Origin of the sequence: Mycobacterium saskatchewanense (assembly GCF_010729105.1) — a bacterium.
Classification (GTDB): Bacteria; Actinomycetota; Actinomycetes; order Mycobacteriales; family Mycobacteriaceae; genus Mycobacterium; species Mycobacterium saskatchewanense.
In genome coordinates this window covers 2,787,010-2,804,121 of sequence record NZ_AP022573.1, presented here as the reverse complement: position 1 = coordinate 2,804,121, position 17,112 = coordinate 2,787,010, and the positions used below count along the sequence as shown (strand labels likewise).

The window sequence follows — 17,112 nt, the reverse complement described above, 5'->3', positions numbered from 1 at the left end:
TCGAACGGAGCGACTGATGGTGAACCAGTTCACCGACATGGATTTTTTCCGGGACCCGCGGCTTGTCGAGGACCCGTATCCCTATTACGAGGCGCTCCGACAGCAGTGCCCGGTAACCCGGGAGAGCCACCACGGCGTCACCATGGTGACCGGGTGGGACGAGGCGTGCGCGGTGTTGAACGACGCCGACACCTTCTCCTCCTGCATTTCGGTCACCGGACCGTTCCCCGGCTTCCCGGTACCGATCGAGGGTGACGACATCACGCAGCTCATCGAGGACCATCGCGACGAGCTTCCGTTCAGTGACCAGTTGCCGACGCTCGACCCGCCGACGCACACCAATCACCGCGCCCTGCTGATGCGCTTGATCACCCCCAAGCGCCTCAAGGAAAACGAGGACGCGATGTGGGTGCTCGCCGACCGGGTGCTCGACGGTTTCCTGCCGGCTGGGCGGGGCGAATTCATCAAGGGGTTCGCCGGGCCGTTCACGTTGCTGGTGATCGCCGACCTGCTCGGCGTGCCCGAGGAGGATCGCGATCAATTCGTCAGGGACATCCGCCAGCACTCGGGTGGCGGCGTCGGGGGTACCGGCAAGGAAGCGTTGGCGCACAACCCGCTGGAATTCCTTTACGGGACCTTCGCCGACTACATCCGGGACCGCCGGCGCGAACCGCGCGACGACGTGCTCACCGGTCTGGCCGGCGCCACCTTCCCCGACGGCACGACGCCCGACGTCGAGGACGTGGCGCGAGTGGCGTGCAACGTGTTCTCGGCGGGTCAGGAAACCACCGTACGCCTGCTGGGCGCCGCTCTGCAGATCCTCGGTGAGCGCCCCGACATCCAGCGCCAACTGCGCAAGGATCGCAGCCTGATTCCCAACTTCATCGAAGAGGCACTGCGCGTCGAGAGCCCGGTCAAGGGCGACTTCCGCCTCAATCGGGTGCCGGTCAGCGTGGGTGGCGTCGACCTGCCCGCCGGCACCACCGTGATGATCCTGCAGGCGGCCGCCAACCGCGATCCGCGCCGGTTCGACGAACCCGCCACATTCGACGCGGCCCGCAAGAACGCGCGGCAGCATCTGTCCTTCGGACGGGGCATCCACAGCTGCCCCGGCGCACCGCTGGCGCGGGCCGAAACTCGGGTGGCGCTCGAGCGACTGCTCGACCGGACCTCGGACATTCGGATCGACGAGCGCGTCCACGGCCCGTCGAATGACCGCAGCTACCAATATGTTCCGACCTACATCCTGCGCGGCCTCACCGAGCTGCACCTGGAGTTCACGCCGGCATGAAGGTGTCGGTCGACGATCAGCGCTGCCGCGGCCACGGCGTGTGCGTGACGCTGTGCGCTGAGGTGTTCAACCTGACCGAGGATGGTTATGCCGTCGCAATAGCGTCGGATGTGCCGACGGAGTTCGAAGCGGCCACTCTGGAGGCGATCCAATGCTGTCCCGAGCAGGCCATCGTCGAATCTCGGTGAAACACCGGTCCGATCGAGGAGATACAAGTGGCTGAGGGGCCGAAAGGATATGTCATCCTCACTGAGGCCATCAAGGACCCCGAGGGGATGAAGGCTTATGGCCGTGCGGCGGGAGCCGCCATGGGCGGAGTCAATATCCTTTCGGTGGACACCAACCCCACAGTGCTCGAGGGTGTCTGGCACGGCGACCAAACCGTGGTGCTCGAGTTCGAATCGGTGGACGCCGCCCGCGCATGGTACGAATCTGAGGCGTACCAAGAGGCGGCCCGATTACGCCAGGCTGCAGCCGACTGCAACGCGGTCATCCTGAGCGGTTTCGAAATGCCTTCGGCCACTGGTTGATCCGCTACTCGAGGAGCGAGATCGCCTGCCGGGGGCATTGGCGCACGGCCTCGCGCACCTGCGCCTCATTCTGCGCAGTGACTTCCGGTTGCAGCACGGCCAGCATGTCGTCGTCCCCGAGCTGAAAGACCTCGGGAATGATGCCCATGCACACCCCGTTGCTCTCGCAAAGATCCCAGTCCACATCGATTTTCATCGCAACACCCTCACCGGTACGTGCTTCCAGCCGGCCACATTCTGCATGTGGACGCGTTCGCAGCCGGCCCAGTCCACCTCGAAACGGGGCATGAAGTCAAGCAGCCTGTCCAACGCGATCGCGCTCTCCATGCGGGCCAGCGCCGCACCCAGGCAGCTGTGAATCCCGTAACCAAACCCCACGTTCTGGGCTTCCGTCCGGTCGCGGTCGATGTCGAACTTATCCGGGTCGGTCCACGCCGCGGGGTCACGGTTGGCCGCGCCATTGATCAGGAACACCGGCATCCCAGCCGGGATGGTGACGCCATGCAGGTGGACGTCGCGCATCGAGCGGCGGACCTGATACTGCGAGGGTGCCTCGTAGCGCAACAACTCCTCGACCGCGGCCGGGATCTTGCTACGGTCGTCGAGAAGTTTCTGCCACTGGTCGGGATTTCGGCCGAACACCACCGGCGCATTGCCAACGAGCTTGGTGACCGTCTCGGCCCCCGCCCCGCCCAAGAGCGTTGCGAAGCCGGCAATCTCGAGGTCGTCGAGTTTCCTTTTCTCGCCGTTGTCACAGTCGATCTCCGCCTCGATCAGCTTGGTGAACAGGTCGTTGCGCGGCTCGGCGCGGCGTTGCATGACCAGGTCGTAGTACAGCATCGCGGTTTCGATGTTGGCCTGCATGCCCTTCTCGCCAACCTCGACCTGGCCGGGCTCGCGAGTCAGCGACTCGTCGATCAGGTGGCGGATTCTCTGCGCGTGCTCGTCCGGCACGCCCAGCATCGTCGTGATCACCTCGACCGGGAACGGGCCGGAGAGATCTTGTACCGCGTCGAAATGGTTGGGGTCCGCCGCGCTGAGGTACTTGTCGACTTTCTCGATCACCATCTGCCGCTGGGATTCGATGGCGCGGGGGGTGAACACCTTGTTGAGCAGGCTTCGCATGTGTCGGTGGTCGGGGGGATCCATGAAGATGATCGACTGGGGCGGTTGCTGTCCGGATCGCACCATTGCCAGGTCGATGCCGTAGGCCGACGAGTACGTCTCGAAGTCCTTCAGCCCTGCGGCAACATCCTCGTGACGAGTCAGCGCGTAGAAGTCGTACTCCTCGTTGTAATAGACCGGCGCCTCCTCTTGCATCCGCCGATACGTATCCCAGGCACCGTTGAAGAATTCCACGGAGAACGGATCGAAGACCAACTTCGATGTGGTCATTGGACACTCCTGAACGGCGGGCTGCTGACTCGGATCGTTACAGCGGTCTGGCTGACTGTAACGCTAACGGTAGCGGCTTCGGGACGAAGCGAAAAGCACCAAAACGGGGTCATCCCAGGGCGTCGCCGAGAGCCTTGATGGCGTCGTCGAGCGCGCCGAGGTCGGTGCCCAGTTCGTCCGTGATGTCGCGAACGACGGCGACGTCCTTGCCGACGAAGCCACCCGTCGCGTCGGCGAATGCGGAGACGGAACCCTTTGCGGCGATGAGGTTCAACACTCGGCTCGTCGCGCTGCCGTGGGCCAGGGCTGGTAGCAAGGCCGACTCCGGCACGCCCAGCCGCTCGCCCACCCGCACCGACTCGGCAAGTAAGCCGATATGAGCGGCGAACAGCGCGTTATTGATCAGCTTCACCTTCTGTCCGGCGCCGACTGGCCCGACGCGCAGCATGGGGTCCCCATAGCATCCGAGCGCCGGCCGCACCCGCGTCATCGCCCGCTGAGAGCCGCCGACGAACAGCGTCAGCTGGCCGGCCGCAACGTCGTGCGGGCCTCCGCTGACGGCGGCATCGACCACGTCGACCGCACCGGCCCGTGCGGCGATCGCTTCGATGGTTCTCGGACTTGCGGTGGTGTGGACCACGAGCGCCGAACCCGGCGCGATCGACGGCAGCAGCTCGCCGGCCAAGCACACCTCTTGCAGCTGTTCGTCGGTGAACACGCAAACCACGACGATGTCGGCGTCGGCGCCCACCTGGGCCATGTCGGCGACGGCCCGAGCGCCCATGCGGTCCAATTCGCAGCGCTTGTCGGCGGATCGGCCCAAAACCCGGACGTCGTGGCCCGCCCCGACCAGGCGGGCAACCATCGGACGCCCCATCCGGCCGGCGCCGACGAACCCGATCCTCACCGGGGATGGCCCATCAGGGCCAGGGTGGCGTCGGCCGCGTCCAGCACGGCGCCGGCGTTGGCGCCGCCCTGCTCGGCGAGGTCGACCACCAGGCGCACGTCCTTTTGCAAGAGCCCTCCCGCGATGCCCGCGAGGCGTTGCAACCCTCCTACGCCGCCGAGGGCATTGAGGGCGAAGCTGTTTCCGCTGCTGCGGGAGACGACCTGGGCGAGCCGGTCCGGATCGACCCCGAGCGCCTCCGCGAGCGACAGCGTGGTGGCCGCCGTGGCCAGGTTTGCCGTGAACAACAGGTTGTTGAGCAACTTGGTGGTTTGTCCGGTGCCGAGCTCGCCGAGGTGAACGACCGGGTCGGCGTAGGTTTCGAAGACGGGACGGCAGCGTTCGACGACGTCGGCGTCGCCGCCGACCATCACCAGCAGGCGGCCCTCCGCCGCTGCCGGGCCGCCGCCACTGACGGGCGCGTCGATCACCGAAACGCGCTGAGCGGCGGCCTTCTTTGCGAGTCCACGGCAGGTGTTCGGATGCACCGTGCTGTGCACCGCGATCACACCGCCCGGCTTCATCGCAAGGAGCAGGCCGTCGTCGCCGCCGGTGATCTCCTCGACGTCATTGTCACCGACAACGCAGAGGCAGACCAGGTCGCTGTCCGCGGCGAGCTCGGACGGGGACGCGGCGAAATTAGCGGTGGTGCCGGCGAACTGCTCGAGGGTCGCGGTTCTGCGCGCCCAGAGCGTGGTCGGGTAGCCGCCCTCGAGGATGCGCCGCGCCATCGGCGCGCCCTGGCTGCCCAGGCCGATGAAGCCGACCCTCACCCTGCCTCCGAATCGGCTTCGCTGTCCGCCGTGTTTGACGCCACCGCCACGTTCGGCTCCGACGGTGACTGTGGCGTCACGGTCGAGGCCTGGGCGGCCACGCATTCGTCGGCGAACGAGAAGACCTTCGCGTGATAGTCCGCCGCGGTGTGGCCGAGGCTGATGTTGTGTCCCGCGTCCGGCTGCCTGTGCAGGGTGAACGAGGGCGCCGTGGAGAACATCGCCTCGATCGCGGAAACGGCCGAAGGGTCGTTCTGCCAGACCTTTTCGTGCTCGGCGATGGAGAAATGGACGGGCACGCGGACGGCGGGCGCCAGTGCAGGAAACGTGCTCCGGGCCCAATCCGACACCATCTGGTCTTCGTAGGCGGGGGCTGTCGGGGAGACGGTGACCCCGGTGAGCACCTCCGCCGGATAGAGCCGCTCCGGGTGCCACAACAGCTCGCGCAGACCAGCGGGGCGGCGCTCCCGGGTCGCCGTCTTCAGGATCTCTCGGGCGGCGGGGTGGTAGTGCCGGCCGGTCCCCGCCAGCTCCATTCCCAGCAGATGGGCGCCGCGCTCGTCGGCGCCCATCCGCATCGCCAGCTCACAGCCGCCGGAGTGGCCCATCACGAACAACCCGGCTCCGCGCGGTCTGTCGCCGAGGATGCGTTCCACCGCGCCATAGGCGAGGTCGACGCGCTGCTCGGGCCGGGCCATCGCTTCCGGGTAGGGCGCCGAGCTACCGTACCCGGGGCGGTCGAGCGCCACGACGGTGAAGCCGGCCGCCGGGCCGGCGCGCAGCAGGGACAACGACGGATGGCCCGGGCAGTCGAAATAGATTGCGGTGGTGCCCCCGCCGTGAATGGCCATGATGACGGCCTTGGGCCGCTCTGCTTCCGCGACCAGTGCCGACATCGGCACGCCGTCGACGATCACCAGCCGGGGTCGGACGGCCGGCGGGGTCATGCGTCGGACCGCAGCAGAAGCACCCCGCTGGGCGTGAGGCCGCCGCTACTGACGACGCCCACGCGGGCGTCGGTGACCTGGCGATCGCCCGCCTCGCCACGCAGCTGGGCGACCGCTTCGTGCAGCAGGCCCATGCCGTGCGTGCGTCCATGGGAGAGCTGACCGCCGTGGGTGTTGAGCGGCAGCAACCCGTCGCGGGCGATGTTCTTGCCGCCATCCAAAAAGTCCCTGGCACCGCCGATTTCGCAGAAGCCCAGCGCCTCGATCCACGCGAGGCAGTTCATGGTGAAGCCGTCGTAGAGTTCGGCGACGTCGACGTCGTTGGGGCGCAGCGAGGTACGGCTCCACACGTGCGCGGCCTGCCCCAGCACCTGGGGCTCGTGGGTCAGCGTGCTCTGGTCCCAGTCGATCCGTTCGATGATCTGGGTTCCCACCGCCTCGACCAGGACGGGCGGCTTCGCCAGGTCGCGGGCGGCGTCCACGGCCGAGACGATGACCGCGATGGCGCCGTCACACGGCACGTCGCAGTCGTAGAGACCGAACGGCGTGGTGATGGGGCGCGCGCCCAGGTAGTCGTCCATCGTCATCGGGGAGCGGTACACCGCGGTGGGGTTGAGTTCCGCGTTGGCCCGCTGATTCAGCGCGATCCAGCCGAGCGTCTCCTTCGTCGTGCCATAGCGGTGGAAGTGCCGCTGCGCGTTCATCGCCAGAGTGTGCGCCGCCGACGTCGCCCCGAAGGGAATCATCCAGCCGGCGGGCCGCCCCATCGACGCGCCGATCTTGCCCTGCTTCATTAGCTCGTTGTGGGTGGCCTCCCAGAGCGTCCGGAAGCACAGCACGTGGCGGGCCAGGCCGGTGGCGACGGCGAGCATCGCCGCGATCACCGAACCACCCGGGCCGAAGGTTTCGATCCCCCCGTTGTGCCACGTCGGGCGGATCCCCAGCGCCGCCTCCAGCGCGGTGACGCCGCCCTCACCGAACCCGCCGAGGTTGCCGCCGCCCGGATAGGTTGACAGGCCGTCGATGTCGGCGAATGTCAGGCCCGCATCGGCGATCGCCGCCTCGCAAGCCTGCACCGTCAGCACCAGCGGCGGGACCATCTGCCGGCGACCGATCGGCGACATGCCGATGCCGGTGAGCGCCACCCTGTCCTCGAACTTGTCCGGCGTCAGCATGGGCCGGACGTGCTCGCCGAAGCGCTCGGGTGCGATCTCGTCGTCCGGCAGCGGACCGGTCTCGGTGGCCGCGGCGGGCCGAAACAGCGGCAGCCAGGCGTCCTCGGCCCGCTCGAAGACCACCTCCATCTGCTGGCCGAGTTCGAGCAGTCCGGGATCGCACTCAACGATGTTGGTGGTCAACCGGATCCGGGGATCTTCCGCGATCGCCACCTGCGCCACAACGTACGGTGCCGGCAGCCCGGGCAGGCTGAACCGGTGATTCACGGTGAATCCCGCCAGTGTCGCCTTCCCGGAGACCGCTCGCACCCCCATGTCGAGCGAGCGGCAGTAGCGGCACACCGGCGCCGGCGGGTGGATCAGCGATCCGCAGGCCCGACATTCCTGCAGGCGCAGCTTGCCGTCGGCGCCCGACGTCCAGAAGAACTCGTTGTCGGGCGTGACCAGCGGTGCGGGACGACCGGTCAACGCGTGAAACCCCATTCGGCTTCGTTCTCTTCGACTTTCAGGTGTGCGGCGGGGTCCTCGTCGCCGCTCGGCGGTGGGGGCACGTCGTCGGGGCGGCGTTCGTCCAGTTCCATGATGGCGTGCACCGGGCAGTCCATCAGGGCGCGCATGACCGCGTCGCGGTCGGCCGCTGCCACGGTGCCGTCCCCGATCACGCAGGCGTAACCCCAGTCGTCGAGCGAGAAGTACGCCGGTGCGTGCTTCGCGCAGATCCCGAAGCCGTCACACAGGGTGCGGTCCAGGTGAATCTTCATGCCCTGATTCACGCGTACGCCACCGCCTCCGCCTCGTAGGGCCGATCCGCCCGGAATGGGTTGTCGCCACATCCTTCACAGGAGTTGCCCAGATGGCGCGCGACGCCATGCGGAAATTGGTCGAGGAGCGTGCGGGCCATATTGGTGGCGGCGTCGAGTGTGGCGCAGGCCCCGCGTCCACGCAGCATCACCGACCAGCGTCGCAGCCGGCTGAGGTCCTCGGGGGTGGCCACGCCATCACGAAGGGCGCCGGCGACGGCGGCCATCGCGGCGGTGCCGTTGAAACAGGACCCGCACTGCCCGGCGTTCTCGCGCTCGAAGTAGGCGAGCACGGAGGCGGCGACGGCGACCGGGCAGTCGTCGGTGATCACCGCGATCGCACCACAACCCAGGCCGCTGCCCAACCCCCGCAGCGTCTCGTGGTCGAGGGTCGCGTCCAGCACCGAGCGATTGAGCAGGCCGGCGAAGTAACCGCCGAGCAGGGCGCCCTTCACTCGCTCGGACGAAACGCCGTGCAAGGCAAGCAGTTCGGTGAATGGCAGGCCGTGCGGAACCTCGTAGAGCGCCGGCGGCCGGCCTGCCCCGGTGAGCGTGACCAGGAAGGTTCCCGGCGAGAGCGACGTGCCTTGTGAGCGGAACGCCGCCGCGCCGTGGCGCTGCAGGAACGGCAGATTGGCGAGGGTTTCGACGTTGCTGACCAGGGTGGGCAGCCCGCCGACCCCCTTCTGGAAGGGGCGGGGGGGTTTGTCGGTCGGCTTGACCGGGCCCCCGTTGATCGCCCGCGTGACGGCGGTTTCCTCACCTGCGATGTAGCCCGGGTGGACGTTGCACAACTCGACGGTGACGTCGCCCGACGGGCCTTCGGCGAGCGCGGCCTCCACACTGCGCGCCGATTCCGGGTCGGAAAGGTAAACATAGGCGCGGTCCGCCGCCACCATCGCCGCGGCCAACCGGAGTCCGTCGAGGATCAGGTGCGGACGGTTGCGCAGCAACCAACGGTCTTTGATCGATGCCGGCTCGCCCTCCTCGCCGTTCGCAACGACGGCGCAGCCGCCGTTGGCACGACCGTTGTCGCGCACCGCACGCAGCTTCACGGCCAGCGGAAAAGCAGCGCCGCCGCGGCCCTGCAGCCCGCTGGCCTCCACTTCGGCGAGCAGTACGCCGGGGTCGGCCAGCGCTTGGTAGCCGCCGAGCGCTTGGTAGGTGGGGTGGTCGTGCCGGTCCCCGCCGGGCCGATCGCCCACCAGCCGCGGTGCGCAACCGGGCCAGGGGGCGACGGTGATCGCCGGAGCGGCGCTGGTTTCCATCACGGGTTCTCCGTCGCAGTTAGTCTTGCGCTCATGCGAACCGCCGTCGTGCGCGTCAATGTCGACCCCTCCGGCCTGCGCACCGCTGCCGAGCTAAGCGACGGCATGACGGCGCTCCTGGGGCTGGCCGGCGAGATCGGCGCGGATGTCGTCGCCAACGATTTGACCACCATGCCGGTCGACCGCCGCGAGGTCGAGCTGCTCATCACCGGCAACGATGTCGATGGGCTGAAGGCGCTTGGGATTGACCTGTGCAACAGAGCGTTCGGGCCCGGTGCGCTGGCTGGTGTGGTCACGTACATCAGCAGGGGAACCGACGACGACGCGCACGGCGTGCTCGGCGCCTTCGGGCTCACCGGCGACATCGTCCGGACCCCCGGCGACGACGGCTTCGACATCGTGCACGTGACCCTGCGGGAGGGTGACCTCGAGCGGGTTCCCGAAAGCCGGATCCATACCGCTCTCGAGGCCTCGCTCAATTGCGAGGTGCACATCCACCCCGTCTGAACGCCTCACGAGCCCAGGAACTCGAGGATCGCGGGTGCCGCCTGCACCCAGGTGTCGAACATGTTGAAGTGCTGCACCCTGCCGGCCGCACGATCTTCCGAAGCGCGCTCCCACGCGTCTTCGGGCCACGGCGGATCGATCAGCTTGGAGCCCTTGATCAGGCAGCTGACCTCCAGCGACGTTCGCTTCGGATGATCCCAGTCGTTTTCGCCGCCGCGGATGATCAGCGTCGGGACCCTGATGCGGTCGAACATCTCGTCATCGACGCCCGGGATCGTCTGCCCGGGCTTGGAGACGAAAGCGTTGAGCCAGCGCAGCATCACCTTGAGGAAGTCGTCCTTCTCGAAGTCGAGGAACCGCTGCTTGTTGTTCGGGTTCTCCTCGATGCGCTCGCGCCACTCGGCGACCTTGACCACGCCGTCCATGCCGGTTCCGCGGGCGGCAAGGATGCTCGGGATGATGTAGTAGGAGCCGAGCACAAAGGTTCCGTAGATGCCGCCGACGATGTTCCAGACCACCAGCTTCTCGACGAGCTCCGGATAGAGCATGGTCGTGAGCATGGAATCCCTTGCGCCACCGGAGCCCCCGGCGAGGATGCAGCTCCTGACACCGAGCGCGTCCAGCAGGCCGTGCAGCGTCTCGGCTCGCATATGCGACTCGCTCTGCCCGTAGAACTGGACGTCGGAGGCGCCGCAGTTGGGTCGGTCCCACAGCAGCACCCGGAAGCCGCCGGCGGCCAGGTCCTCGGCCAGGGGGCGCAGGCCGGGGATCTCCTTGCCGAATCGCCCGCCTGGTGTCAGGACGATGAAGTCACCGGCGCCGCCGAGGATCTCATAGACGACGCTGCCACCATTCACCTCGATAGAAGGCACTGATTCTCCCGTCGCGTCAGGCCATTACCAGGACGTCATTGTCGACCACGCGGACCGGGTAGGTGCGGATGCTCCACTCCGGCTTGACGGCGGTCGTGCCGGTCGCCAGCTCGAAACCCCATTGGTGCCAGGGACAATAGATGAACTCCAGGTCGCGGACCATGACCGCGTCACCGGGGGCGGTTTCGTCGACGATCGTTCGTCCCCGGGCGCGCCCCGAGCAGAGCGGTCCACCCTGGTGCGGGCAGTAGTTCGCGATGGCGTAGAACGTGCCGTTGACGTTGAAGACGCCGACGCCGTGCCGGCCGATCGGCACCAATTTGTGTCCGCCCGGCGGGATCTCGTCGACGGTTGCCACAAGGTGCTCGCGGCCCTGAGCGAGGCGGGGCTGGGGCCGCCTGACGGTTGCCCCGTGCTCTTCGGACACCAACTCAAAACACCCGGACTTGACCCTCGAGCACCGGCACGGTCTCGGGGAGGTGGTAGGTCGCGATGCCGTTCTTGTACATGACCGCTTCGCGAGCCGCCTTGGGGAGGTGCTTGATCAACCAGCGCGGGTCGTCGAACGTCCAGTGCGGGTAGTCGGAGGAGAACAGCAGGATCTTCTCGCACTCCATCCACTCCAGGGCGCGTGTCAGCTCGGTCTTGTCTTCGGGGTAGTCCAGCGGCTGGGTGGTGAACTTAATGTGGTCCTTGACGTAATCCGATGGCTTGCGTTTGATGTCCATCTCCGACTTGCGCGCTTCGTAGATGGCGTCCATGCGCCACATCAGCGGCAGTATCCACGTGAATGCATGCTCCACGAACACGATTCGCAGGGTGGGGAATCGGTCGAAGACTCCGTCGAAGATCAGGCTCATCACCTGGTTATTGGCCAGCAGCGAGTAGGTCACCATGAAATCGTGGTTGTAGCTGGGGAATCCGACGGGCGGGGTCGGCAGCAACTCGTAGTTGCTGCGCGACAGGTGGCAGCTCACCGTGATGTCGTGCTTGGTTGCCGCCGCCCAGATCGGATCGTACTTCGGGTGGCCCCAGGAGGGTCGCGGCTCGGCTTTGATGAGGATCTGGGCCATATAGGGGTGACCTGCCCACTTCTCGATCTGGCCGACCGCACCGTCCGGGTCCTCGACCGCCACGCAGATCGAACCCCGCCACCGCTCGTGCCAGTTGTTGTGGCCGTCCAGCCAATGATTCGCCTGCCAGTCGTTGAGCGCGCTCGCGAACGCCTGATGAGCTTCGGGGAGCCGCGGCGTACGGCCCGCGGGTTCCAGAATGGCGATGTCGGACCCGGCCTCCATGATCAGCTGCCGGAAAGCCATGTCCGGGTCGCTGCCGGGGAATTCGCCGTCCGGCGGGAAAGTGTCGGTCCGCATCGCGAACGCGTGCGCGTAGTCGGGGGCGTCGTAGTAGATGAGCTCGCCCACCTTGTGTTTGAGGAAGAATTTGGTGCGCCACGGCTCCGGGATGTAGGGGGTGATCTCCCCGCGCCTGGGCACCGGGTGGACGTCCGAGTCGACGCACCGGACGGCTATTCGTTCCGCGGCGGGAACCCGTTCGTGCAGGTGGGTCAGCGTCATCTCGAAGCTCCTCGGTCTCGCTTGATTCCTCTACTGTGCGCCTGAGCCGACCGCGATGTCTATGCCGTACAGGTCGGCCGCATTGCGCCAGCACACCTTCTCCCGCTGCTCGACCGACAGCGCCCTGGGCAGCTTGCGGATGTCACCGCACTGCCAGTGCGGGTAGCTGGAGCCGAACATCACCATGTTGTCCTTGCCGGTGAAGCCGAACCATTCACCGGCGAAGTCCGTGTCCCCGGGACCATCGAGGCTGCCCTGCACGAAATACACGTGGCCGGGCAGGTAGTCACTGGGAATCCTTGGGGCCCAGGGGGTTTGTTCGAGATGAGGACGCCCGAAGGTATCCATGCGCCAGATGAAGGGCGTGACGAAATCCGCCGCGCCGTCGGCCCACACGAACTTCAGGCCGGGGAATCGCTCGAACACGCCCTCGGCGATCATATTCATCAGGTGATACAGGTAGTTGAGGGCCATGAATCCCACGTACTGCTCGTAGGTCAGCGTGTGGCCGGACGGCGTCGGGGGGAACCCGATGCCCTCGCCGGATTCGATGTGCACCGCCACCGGGAGATTCGCGTCGGCGGCCGCCTCCCATAATGGCCAGAACTGTGGTTTGCCGTACAGCTCGCGGGACTGCAGGGGGACCCCGATCTGGACGACCCGCGGGTGCGCACGCCACTTTGCGACCTCGCGGACCGCGCCGGCGATGTCGTCGGGATTCACCCGGATCGTCCCGCGGAACCGGTCACCGAACTCCCCGGAATCCAGCCAGCGCGACACCATCATCTCGTTGTGGGCGGCATGCAGCGCGCTACCCAGGTGACGGTCAGGCATGATGCCGCGGCCCATGGGATGCAGGATCGCGACGTCGATTCCGCGCCGCGAGAACAGCTCGTTCGCAACGAATTCGGGATCCGAACCGGGATATTGGCCGTCCGGGCCCTCGGTGTTCGGCGCGTATTCGCCGCCCGGCGCCCCGTACCAGTCCATCTCGTAATCGGGGAATCCGCGACTTTTGAAGGGCTCGCGCAACACCGAGCGCAGGTCCTTGTTGGACGGGAAGAAGATGTGCACACTGGCGTCGATCACCGGCGTGCGCGTTCCGTCAGCGTGTTCGATCACGAGAGCCGCCCCTCGGTTCGAGTAACCGAAGTGACCCCGGGCGGGTCATACGATGGGAAAGCTAACATTCTCGCCAATCACCGATCAATGGGTTTCCGGTAAGCATTTCGGTTAATCATCAGCGCTGGTAGGCATCGGTTTCGCCGCGGAGGTGGTAAGCATCGTTCTTGATTCCGGATAATACCATTCTCGCGTGTCGAGGGTTGCGCCGTTTGCGCGGTCGCGTTCGTTACAGCCGCTGCCTTCGCCGGCCACCTACGCGCGGTGGAGGTGGCCGACGCCCGTCCCGGGACGGGTGGCCGATGACGCCGCGAGGCATAAGCCGGTGCGATGCCGCCCGGCGTGTCGGGTGCGTGGCTTATGTGTCGCGGGGGGTGCCGGGCTGGGCTAGCTTGGTCGGCCGGCGGCCTCCTCCAATTCGGCGAAGACCTCACCCGCGATCCGAAAGCTGTCGACCGCGGCCGGCATGCCGGCGTAGATGGCGACCTGGAGGAAAATCTCGCGGACGTCCTCCCGGCTCACGCCGTTGGTTAGCGCGCCCTTGAGGTGGGTTCGCAACTCGTGGGGCCGGTTGAGGACCGCGATCATGGCCAGGTTGAGCATGCTGCGCGTCTTCCTTGACAGTTCCTCGCGCCCCCACACCGCGCCCCAGCAGTACTCGGTGACCAGGTCCTGCAGCGGCTTGGTGAAGTCGTCGGCCGCGGCCATCGCCTTCCTGACGTGTTCCTCGCCCAGCACCGCGGAACGCAACTCAACTCCGCGTCGGTAGGTCTCGGGATCCACTTGCCATCTCCTTTACGGTCCGGTGCCGCGATCGAGTCGCGCGGTCTACAGTCAACACCGAAATGCGCCCGGTCGGCCGTCCCTTGCGCACCGGCACACGGAAACAGACGTGGACCGGCCGCAATTGCGCTCGGCCCCTTGGCCTTCGGCGGGCGCGGATTCGATTGCGGAGGAGCGGGTCATGGCGGACGCATGCGATGACGTCTGGGAGGTGATGTCTACCGCCCGCAGCATCCGTCGGTTCACTGACGAGCCGGTCGACGACGGGACCCTCGCCCGCTGCCTCGAAGCAGCCCGGTGGGCGCCCTCCGGCGCCAACGCCCAGGGCTGGCGCTTCGTCGTGCTGCGATCACCCGAGCTACGCGCGGTGGTGGCCAAGGCGGCGGCCCACGCCCTGGCCGTGATCGAACCTGTCTACGGGATGAGTCGGCCGGCCGCCGACGACACCAGCCGCCGCGCTCGCACCTACCGCGCCACCTACGAATTTCACGACCGGGCCGGCGAATTCACGTCGGTCCTGTTCGCGCAGCAGCGTTACCCGACGGCGTCCGAACTGCTGCTCGGCGGCTCGATCTTCCCGGCGATACAGAACTTCCTGCTCGCCGCCCGCGCCCAGGGCCTGGGCGCCTGCATGACCAGCTGGGCCGCGTACGGCGGGGAGCGACTGCTGCGCGAAGCCGTCGGTGTGCCCGGCGACTGGATGATCGCCGGCCACGTGGTCGTCGGCTGGCCCAAGGGTAAGCACGGTCCGCTTCGCCGCCGTCCGCTCACCGAGTTCGTCAACCTCGACCGCTGGGGTGAGTGGGCGGCGGCGCAGCCGGACGCCCGATAGCCGAACGCGTCTGGCGGCCCTCCTCGGTCCGTGCGAGATTGCTACTTTCGCAGGAGAGAATGTTATTCTCGCCGTGGCGGTGACGAAGGAGGCGGCGCGAATGCTGTTGGAGTTCGATGCTGACCAGCGGCTGTGGCAGAGCACGGTGCGCGACGCCGTCGCCAAGCAGTGCCCGCCCGCACTGGTGCGCAGCGTGGCCGAGGACGGTATCGATCCGAGTCCACTGTGGAAGGCCTACGTGGACCAGGGCTGGACCGAGCTCAACGATCAATCCAGCGCGGTGGAACTGGCCATCGTGCTCGAAGAACTCGGCCGCGCAACGGATCCCACTCCCTTTCTCGCGACGATGAGCCAGTTCGCGCCGTTGGCGGGGGATCGGTTCGACCCACACGAATCGGGCACCGCCGTGCGCGGCGGGGTGACGGCGCACCGCGACGCCGACGGCTGGGTCCTGGACGGCACGGCACGGCATGTCCTCGACGGCGACCGCGTCGATACCTTGGCCGTGGTGACCGACGCCGGTGTGTTTCTCGCGCCGGCCAACCTGGTGTCGTCCCGGCGCTTCGCGGTGTTCGACCCCGTCCTGCACGTCGCCGACCTGTCGTTCAGCGGTGTTCGGGTCTCCGACAGCGCCCGGCTCGCGGTCGATCCTGAACGGGCCCAGCACGTCGCGCTGACGGGCATGGCGATCACCATGGTCGGGGCGTGCCAGCGCATCCTCGATCTGGTGCTCGACCACGTCCGCAACCGGCACCAGTTCGGCGTGCCGATCGGGTCCTTCCAGGCCGTCCAGCACAAGGCCGCCGACATGCACGTGGCGATCCAGCGTGCCCGCGCGCTGGCCTACTTCGCCGCATTGACGATCGCGGCGGACGACCCGCGGCGCAGGCTCGCGGCCGCGATGGCCAAGGCGTCGGCGGGGGAATGTCAGTCGCTGGTATTCCGGCACGGCTTGCAGCTTTTCGGCGCCATGGGCTTCACCTGGGAGAACGACCTTCAGTTCGCGCTCAAGCGGGCCAAAGCCGGCGAACACCTGTTGGGCGGTGCCGCAGAACACCGGGCGCAGATCGCGCGGGAGTACCGTGCAGCTGACTTTTGATTCCGACGTCGAGGCGTTCCGGGCCGAGTTCGGGGCCTTCCTCGACGAAAACCTACCTCCGGCAAGCGAAACGCAGGACCGGCCCAGGTCCGTGTCGCACATGCCGCCGTGGGCGCGTCGTTGGCAGCGTCTGTTGTTCGATAACGGCTGGCTGCTGCCCGGCCAACCGCCGGAATTCGGTGGGCGCAACGCGACTGTGGTGCAGCAGTTCGTCCACCTCGAGGAATTGTGCCGCCGCCGGATCTATCACAGCTTCAACCCGCAAGGCGTGAATATCGTTGCAGCCTCGCTACTCTCGTTCGGAAATGCAGAACAGAAACGGCGGTGGGCGGTGCCGATCCTGCGGGCCGAGATCACCGCGTCGTTGGGGATGAGCGAACCGAGCGCCGGCTCCGATCTGGCATCGCTGCGCACCCGTGCCGTCCTCGACGGTGACCACTTCGTGGTCAACGGGCAGAAGGTCTGGACCTCCGGAGCGCACGACGCCGACGTGCTGCTGACCTTCGTGCGCACCGATCCCGATGCGCCCAAGCACAAGGGCATCAGCGCCTTGATCATCCCCACCGATACCCCCGGCGTCGTGCGCCGGCCCTTCCCGTCCATCTGCGCCGCCGACGACCTCGACTTCAACGAGGTGTTCTTCACCGAGGCGCGGGTGCCGGCGGAGAACCTGGTGGGTGCGGTCAACGGGGGGTGGCGGGTGGCCAGCGGATCGCTCGGCCACGAACGCACGATGATGTGGCTCGGCTTCGCGGATCGCATGGAGAACGTGATCGCCGACTGGCACCCCCGCACGGAGCTCGAGTGCGACCAATATGCGAGCCTGATCATGGACAAGCAAGCACTGCGCCTGCTGGGATCGGTGGCGCTGGCCCGCGCCGCCCGAGGCGAGGATGACGTGGCCGCGATTTCGGTGCTCAAGCTACTGGGCTCCGAAGCGGAGTTGCGCGGGACCGAACACGCGCTGTCGTCGGCCGGGCCGGACGGCCTCGTCCAGCCGGGACAGACCGGTCCCTATGCGCCGATGAATTTGGACCACTATTTCGCCAGCTGGTTCGAGCGCTTTGCCCGCAGCTTCTCCGGCACGATCGCCGGCGGAACGTCCGAAATCCAACGCAACATCATCGCCCAGCGCGTGCTGGGTCTGCCGCGGGGATAACATTCCGCCGAGCAGACGCAAAATCACACGCCACCA

Annotated in this window: 19 protein-coding genes and 1 pseudogene; 7 read left to right on the top strand and 13 right to left on the bottom strand. The window is 67.2% G+C overall.

Annotated features, from left to right (window positions below):
* Positions 1 to 16: 16 nt before the first annotated feature.
* From G6N56_RS12995 to G6N56_RS12985, 3 genes are read left to right on the top strand one after another with little or no spacing between them, the layout of a single operon-like run.
* Complete coding sequence (locus tag G6N56_RS12995; RefSeq protein WP_085255825.1) at positions 17 to 1,291, top strand: cytochrome P450; 1,275 nt, start codon at positions 17 to 19, stop codon at positions 1,289 to 1,291.
* Complete coding sequence (locus G6N56_RS12990; RefSeq protein WP_085255826.1) at positions 1,288 to 1,479, top strand: ferredoxin; 192 nt, start codon at positions 1,288 to 1,290, stop codon at positions 1,477 to 1,479. The genes G6N56_RS12995 and G6N56_RS12990 overlap by 4 nt, the downstream gene beginning before the upstream one ends.
* A gap of 27 nt (positions 1,480 to 1,506) precedes the next feature.
* Positions 1,507 to 1,821 (top strand): DUF1330 domain-containing protein, encoded by a 315-nt coding sequence (locus G6N56_RS12985; protein WP_085255827.1) that lies wholly within the window; start codon positions 1,507 to 1,509, stop codon positions 1,819 to 1,821.
* A 4-nt stretch (positions 1,822 to 1,825) separates the two neighbouring features.
* Here G6N56_RS12985 and G6N56_RS12980 read toward each other — a convergent pair whose 3' ends face one another.
* The 8 genes and pseudogenes from G6N56_RS12980 to G6N56_RS12945 form a co-directional block, all read right to left on the bottom strand.
* Positions 1,826 to 2,017, bottom strand: coding sequence for a ferredoxin (locus G6N56_RS12980; RefSeq protein WP_085255828.1), 192 nt, complete (start codon positions 2,015 to 2,017; stop codon positions 1,826 to 1,828).
* On the bottom strand, positions 2,014 to 3,216 hold the full coding sequence (locus tag G6N56_RS12975) for a cytochrome P450 (RefSeq protein WP_085255829.1): 1,203 nt from the start codon (positions 3,214 to 3,216) through the stop codon (positions 2,014 to 2,016). The genes G6N56_RS12980 and G6N56_RS12975 overlap by 4 nt, the downstream gene beginning before the upstream one ends.
* Before the next feature lie 109 nt (positions 3,217 to 3,325).
* Positions 3,326 to 4,132, bottom strand: a pseudogene (locus tag G6N56_RS12970) (NAD(P)-dependent oxidoreductase); the annotation flags it as partial.
* A complete protein-coding gene (locus G6N56_RS12965) occupies positions 4,120 to 4,935 on the bottom strand; it encodes an NAD(P)-dependent oxidoreductase (RefSeq protein ID WP_085255831.1) in 816 nt (271 codons plus the stop codon). The pseudogene G6N56_RS12970 and the gene G6N56_RS12965, both read right to left, overlap by 13 nt.
* On the bottom strand, positions 4,932 to 5,882 hold the full coding sequence (locus G6N56_RS12960) for an alpha/beta hydrolase (RefSeq protein ID WP_085255832.1): 951 nt from the start codon (positions 5,880 to 5,882) through the stop codon (positions 4,932 to 4,934). The genes G6N56_RS12965 and G6N56_RS12960 overlap by 4 nt, the downstream gene beginning before the upstream one ends.
* The gene (locus G6N56_RS12955; RefSeq protein ID WP_085255833.1) at positions 5,879 to 7,540 is read right to left on the bottom strand and encodes a thiolase C-terminal domain-containing protein; all 1,662 of its coding nucleotides are present in this window, start codon (positions 7,538 to 7,540) and stop codon (positions 5,879 to 5,881) included. The genes G6N56_RS12960 and G6N56_RS12955 overlap by 4 nt, the downstream gene beginning before the upstream one ends.
* Positions 7,522 to 7,818, bottom strand: a complete 297-nt coding sequence (locus tag G6N56_RS12950) for a ferredoxin (RefSeq protein WP_085255904.1) — start codon at positions 7,816 to 7,818, stop codon at positions 7,522 to 7,524. Before G6N56_RS12950 ends, G6N56_RS12955 begins: the two co-directional genes overlap by 19 nt.
* Before the next feature lie 8 nt (positions 7,819 to 7,826).
* Entirely contained in the window at positions 7,827 to 9,125 is a 1,299-nt protein-coding gene (locus tag G6N56_RS12945) for an NADH-ubiquinone oxidoreductase-F iron-sulfur binding region domain-containing protein (protein WP_085255834.1), read from the bottom strand.
* A gap of 33 nt (positions 9,126 to 9,158) precedes the next feature.
* Here G6N56_RS12945 and G6N56_RS12940 point away from each other — a divergent pair, with 33 nt between their 5' ends.
* Positions 9,159 to 9,632, top strand: coding sequence for a hypothetical protein (locus G6N56_RS12940; RefSeq protein WP_085255835.1), 474 nt, complete (start codon positions 9,159 to 9,161; stop codon positions 9,630 to 9,632).
* A 5-nt stretch (positions 9,633 to 9,637) separates the two neighbouring features.
* Here G6N56_RS12940 and G6N56_RS12935 read toward each other — a convergent pair whose 3' ends face one another.
* The 5 genes from G6N56_RS12935 to G6N56_RS12915 all read right to left on the bottom strand — a co-directional run bounded on the left by G6N56_RS12935 (position 9,638) and on the right by G6N56_RS12915 (position 13,986).
* The gene (locus G6N56_RS12935) at positions 9,638 to 10,504 is read right to left on the bottom strand and encodes an alpha/beta fold hydrolase (protein WP_085255836.1); all 867 of its coding nucleotides are present in this window, start codon (positions 10,502 to 10,504) and stop codon (positions 9,638 to 9,640) included.
* Positions 10,505 to 10,520: 16 nt separating this feature from the next.
* Positions 10,521 to 10,934: a Rieske (2Fe-2S) protein gene (locus G6N56_RS12930; protein WP_142280604.1), complete on the bottom strand. Its 414-nt coding sequence runs from the start codon at positions 10,932 to 10,934 to the stop codon at positions 10,521 to 10,523.
* 1 nt (position 10,935) lies between these two features.
* On the bottom strand, positions 10,936 to 12,081 hold the full coding sequence (locus tag G6N56_RS12925) for an amidohydrolase family protein (protein WP_085255837.1): 1,146 nt from the start codon (positions 12,079 to 12,081) through the stop codon (positions 10,936 to 10,938).
* Positions 12,082 to 12,111: 30 nt separating this feature from the next.
* A complete protein-coding gene (locus tag G6N56_RS12920; protein WP_085255838.1) occupies positions 12,112 to 13,203 on the bottom strand; it encodes an amidohydrolase family protein in 1,092 nt (363 codons plus the stop codon).
* Between the two features lie 387 nt (positions 13,204 to 13,590).
* Entirely contained in the window at positions 13,591 to 13,986 is a 396-nt protein-coding gene (locus G6N56_RS12915; protein ID WP_085255839.1) for a carboxymuconolactone decarboxylase family protein, read from the bottom strand.
* Between the two features lie 181 nt (positions 13,987 to 14,167).
* Here G6N56_RS12915 and G6N56_RS12910 point away from each other — a divergent pair, with 181 nt between their 5' ends.
* The 3 genes from G6N56_RS12910 (at position 14,168) to G6N56_RS12900 (ending at position 17,076) form a co-directional block, all read left to right on the top strand.
* Entirely contained in the window at positions 14,168 to 14,818 is a 651-nt protein-coding gene (locus tag G6N56_RS12910; RefSeq protein WP_085255840.1) for a nitroreductase family protein, read from the top strand.
* 100 nt (positions 14,819 to 14,918) lie between these two features.
* Positions 14,919 to 15,917 carry an acyl-CoA dehydrogenase family protein gene (locus tag G6N56_RS12905; protein ID WP_085255906.1) on the top strand — a complete coding sequence of 333 codons (999 nt, stop codon included), beginning with the start codon at positions 14,919 to 14,921 and terminating at the stop codon, positions 15,915 to 15,917.
* The gene (locus G6N56_RS12900; RefSeq protein WP_085255841.1) at positions 15,901 to 17,076 is read left to right on the top strand and encodes an acyl-CoA dehydrogenase family protein; all 1,176 of its coding nucleotides are present in this window, start codon (positions 15,901 to 15,903) and stop codon (positions 17,074 to 17,076) included. Before G6N56_RS12905 ends, G6N56_RS12900 begins: the two co-directional genes overlap by 17 nt.
* The last annotated feature ends 36 nt before the right edge of the window (positions 17,077 to 17,112 follow it).

Excerpts from the sequence above, each read along its gene's own strand:
- G6N56_RS12980 (WP_085255828.1), bottom strand. The coding sequence starts at position 2,017 with ATGAAAATCGATGTGGACTGGGATCTTTGCGAGAGCAACGGGGTGTGC.
- G6N56_RS12905 (WP_085255906.1), top strand. The coding sequence starts at position 14,919 with ATGCTGTTGGAGTTCGATGCTGACCAGCGGCTGTGGCAGAGCACGGTG.
- G6N56_RS12910 (WP_085255840.1), top strand. The coding sequence starts at position 14,168 with ATGGCGGACGCATGCGATGACGTCTGGGAGGTGATGTCTACCGCCCGC.
- G6N56_RS12955 (WP_085255833.1), bottom strand. The coding sequence starts at position 7,540 with ATGGGGTTTCACGCGTTGACCGGTCGTCCCGCACCGCTGGTCACGCCC.
- G6N56_RS12945 (WP_085255834.1), bottom strand. The coding sequence starts at position 9,125 with ATGGAAACCAGCGCCGCTCCGGCGATCACCGTCGCCCCCTGGCCCGGT.
- G6N56_RS12995 (WP_085255825.1), top strand. The coding sequence starts at position 17 with ATGGTGAACCAGTTCACCGACATGGATTTTTTCCGGGACCCGCGGCTT.
- G6N56_RS12960 (WP_085255832.1), bottom strand. The coding sequence starts at position 5,882 with ATGACCCCGCCGGCCGTCCGACCCCGGCTGGTGATCGTCGACGGCGTG.
- G6N56_RS12990 (WP_085255826.1), top strand. The coding sequence starts at position 1,288 with ATGAAGGTGTCGGTCGACGATCAGCGCTGCCGCGGCCACGGCGTGTGC.
- G6N56_RS12940 (WP_085255835.1), top strand. The coding sequence starts at position 9,159 with ATGCGAACCGCCGTCGTGCGCGTCAATGTCGACCCCTCCGGCCTGCGC.
- G6N56_RS12925 (WP_085255837.1), bottom strand. The coding sequence starts at position 12,081 with ATGACGCTGACCCACCTGCACGAACGGGTTCCCGCCGCGGAACGAATA.
- G6N56_RS12950 (WP_085255904.1), bottom strand. The coding sequence starts at position 7,818 with ATGAAGATTCACCTGGACCGCACCCTGTGTGACGGCTTCGGGATCTGC.
- G6N56_RS12975 (WP_085255829.1), bottom strand. The coding sequence starts at position 3,216 with ATGACCACATCGAAGTTGGTCTTCGATCCGTTCTCCGTGGAATTCTTC.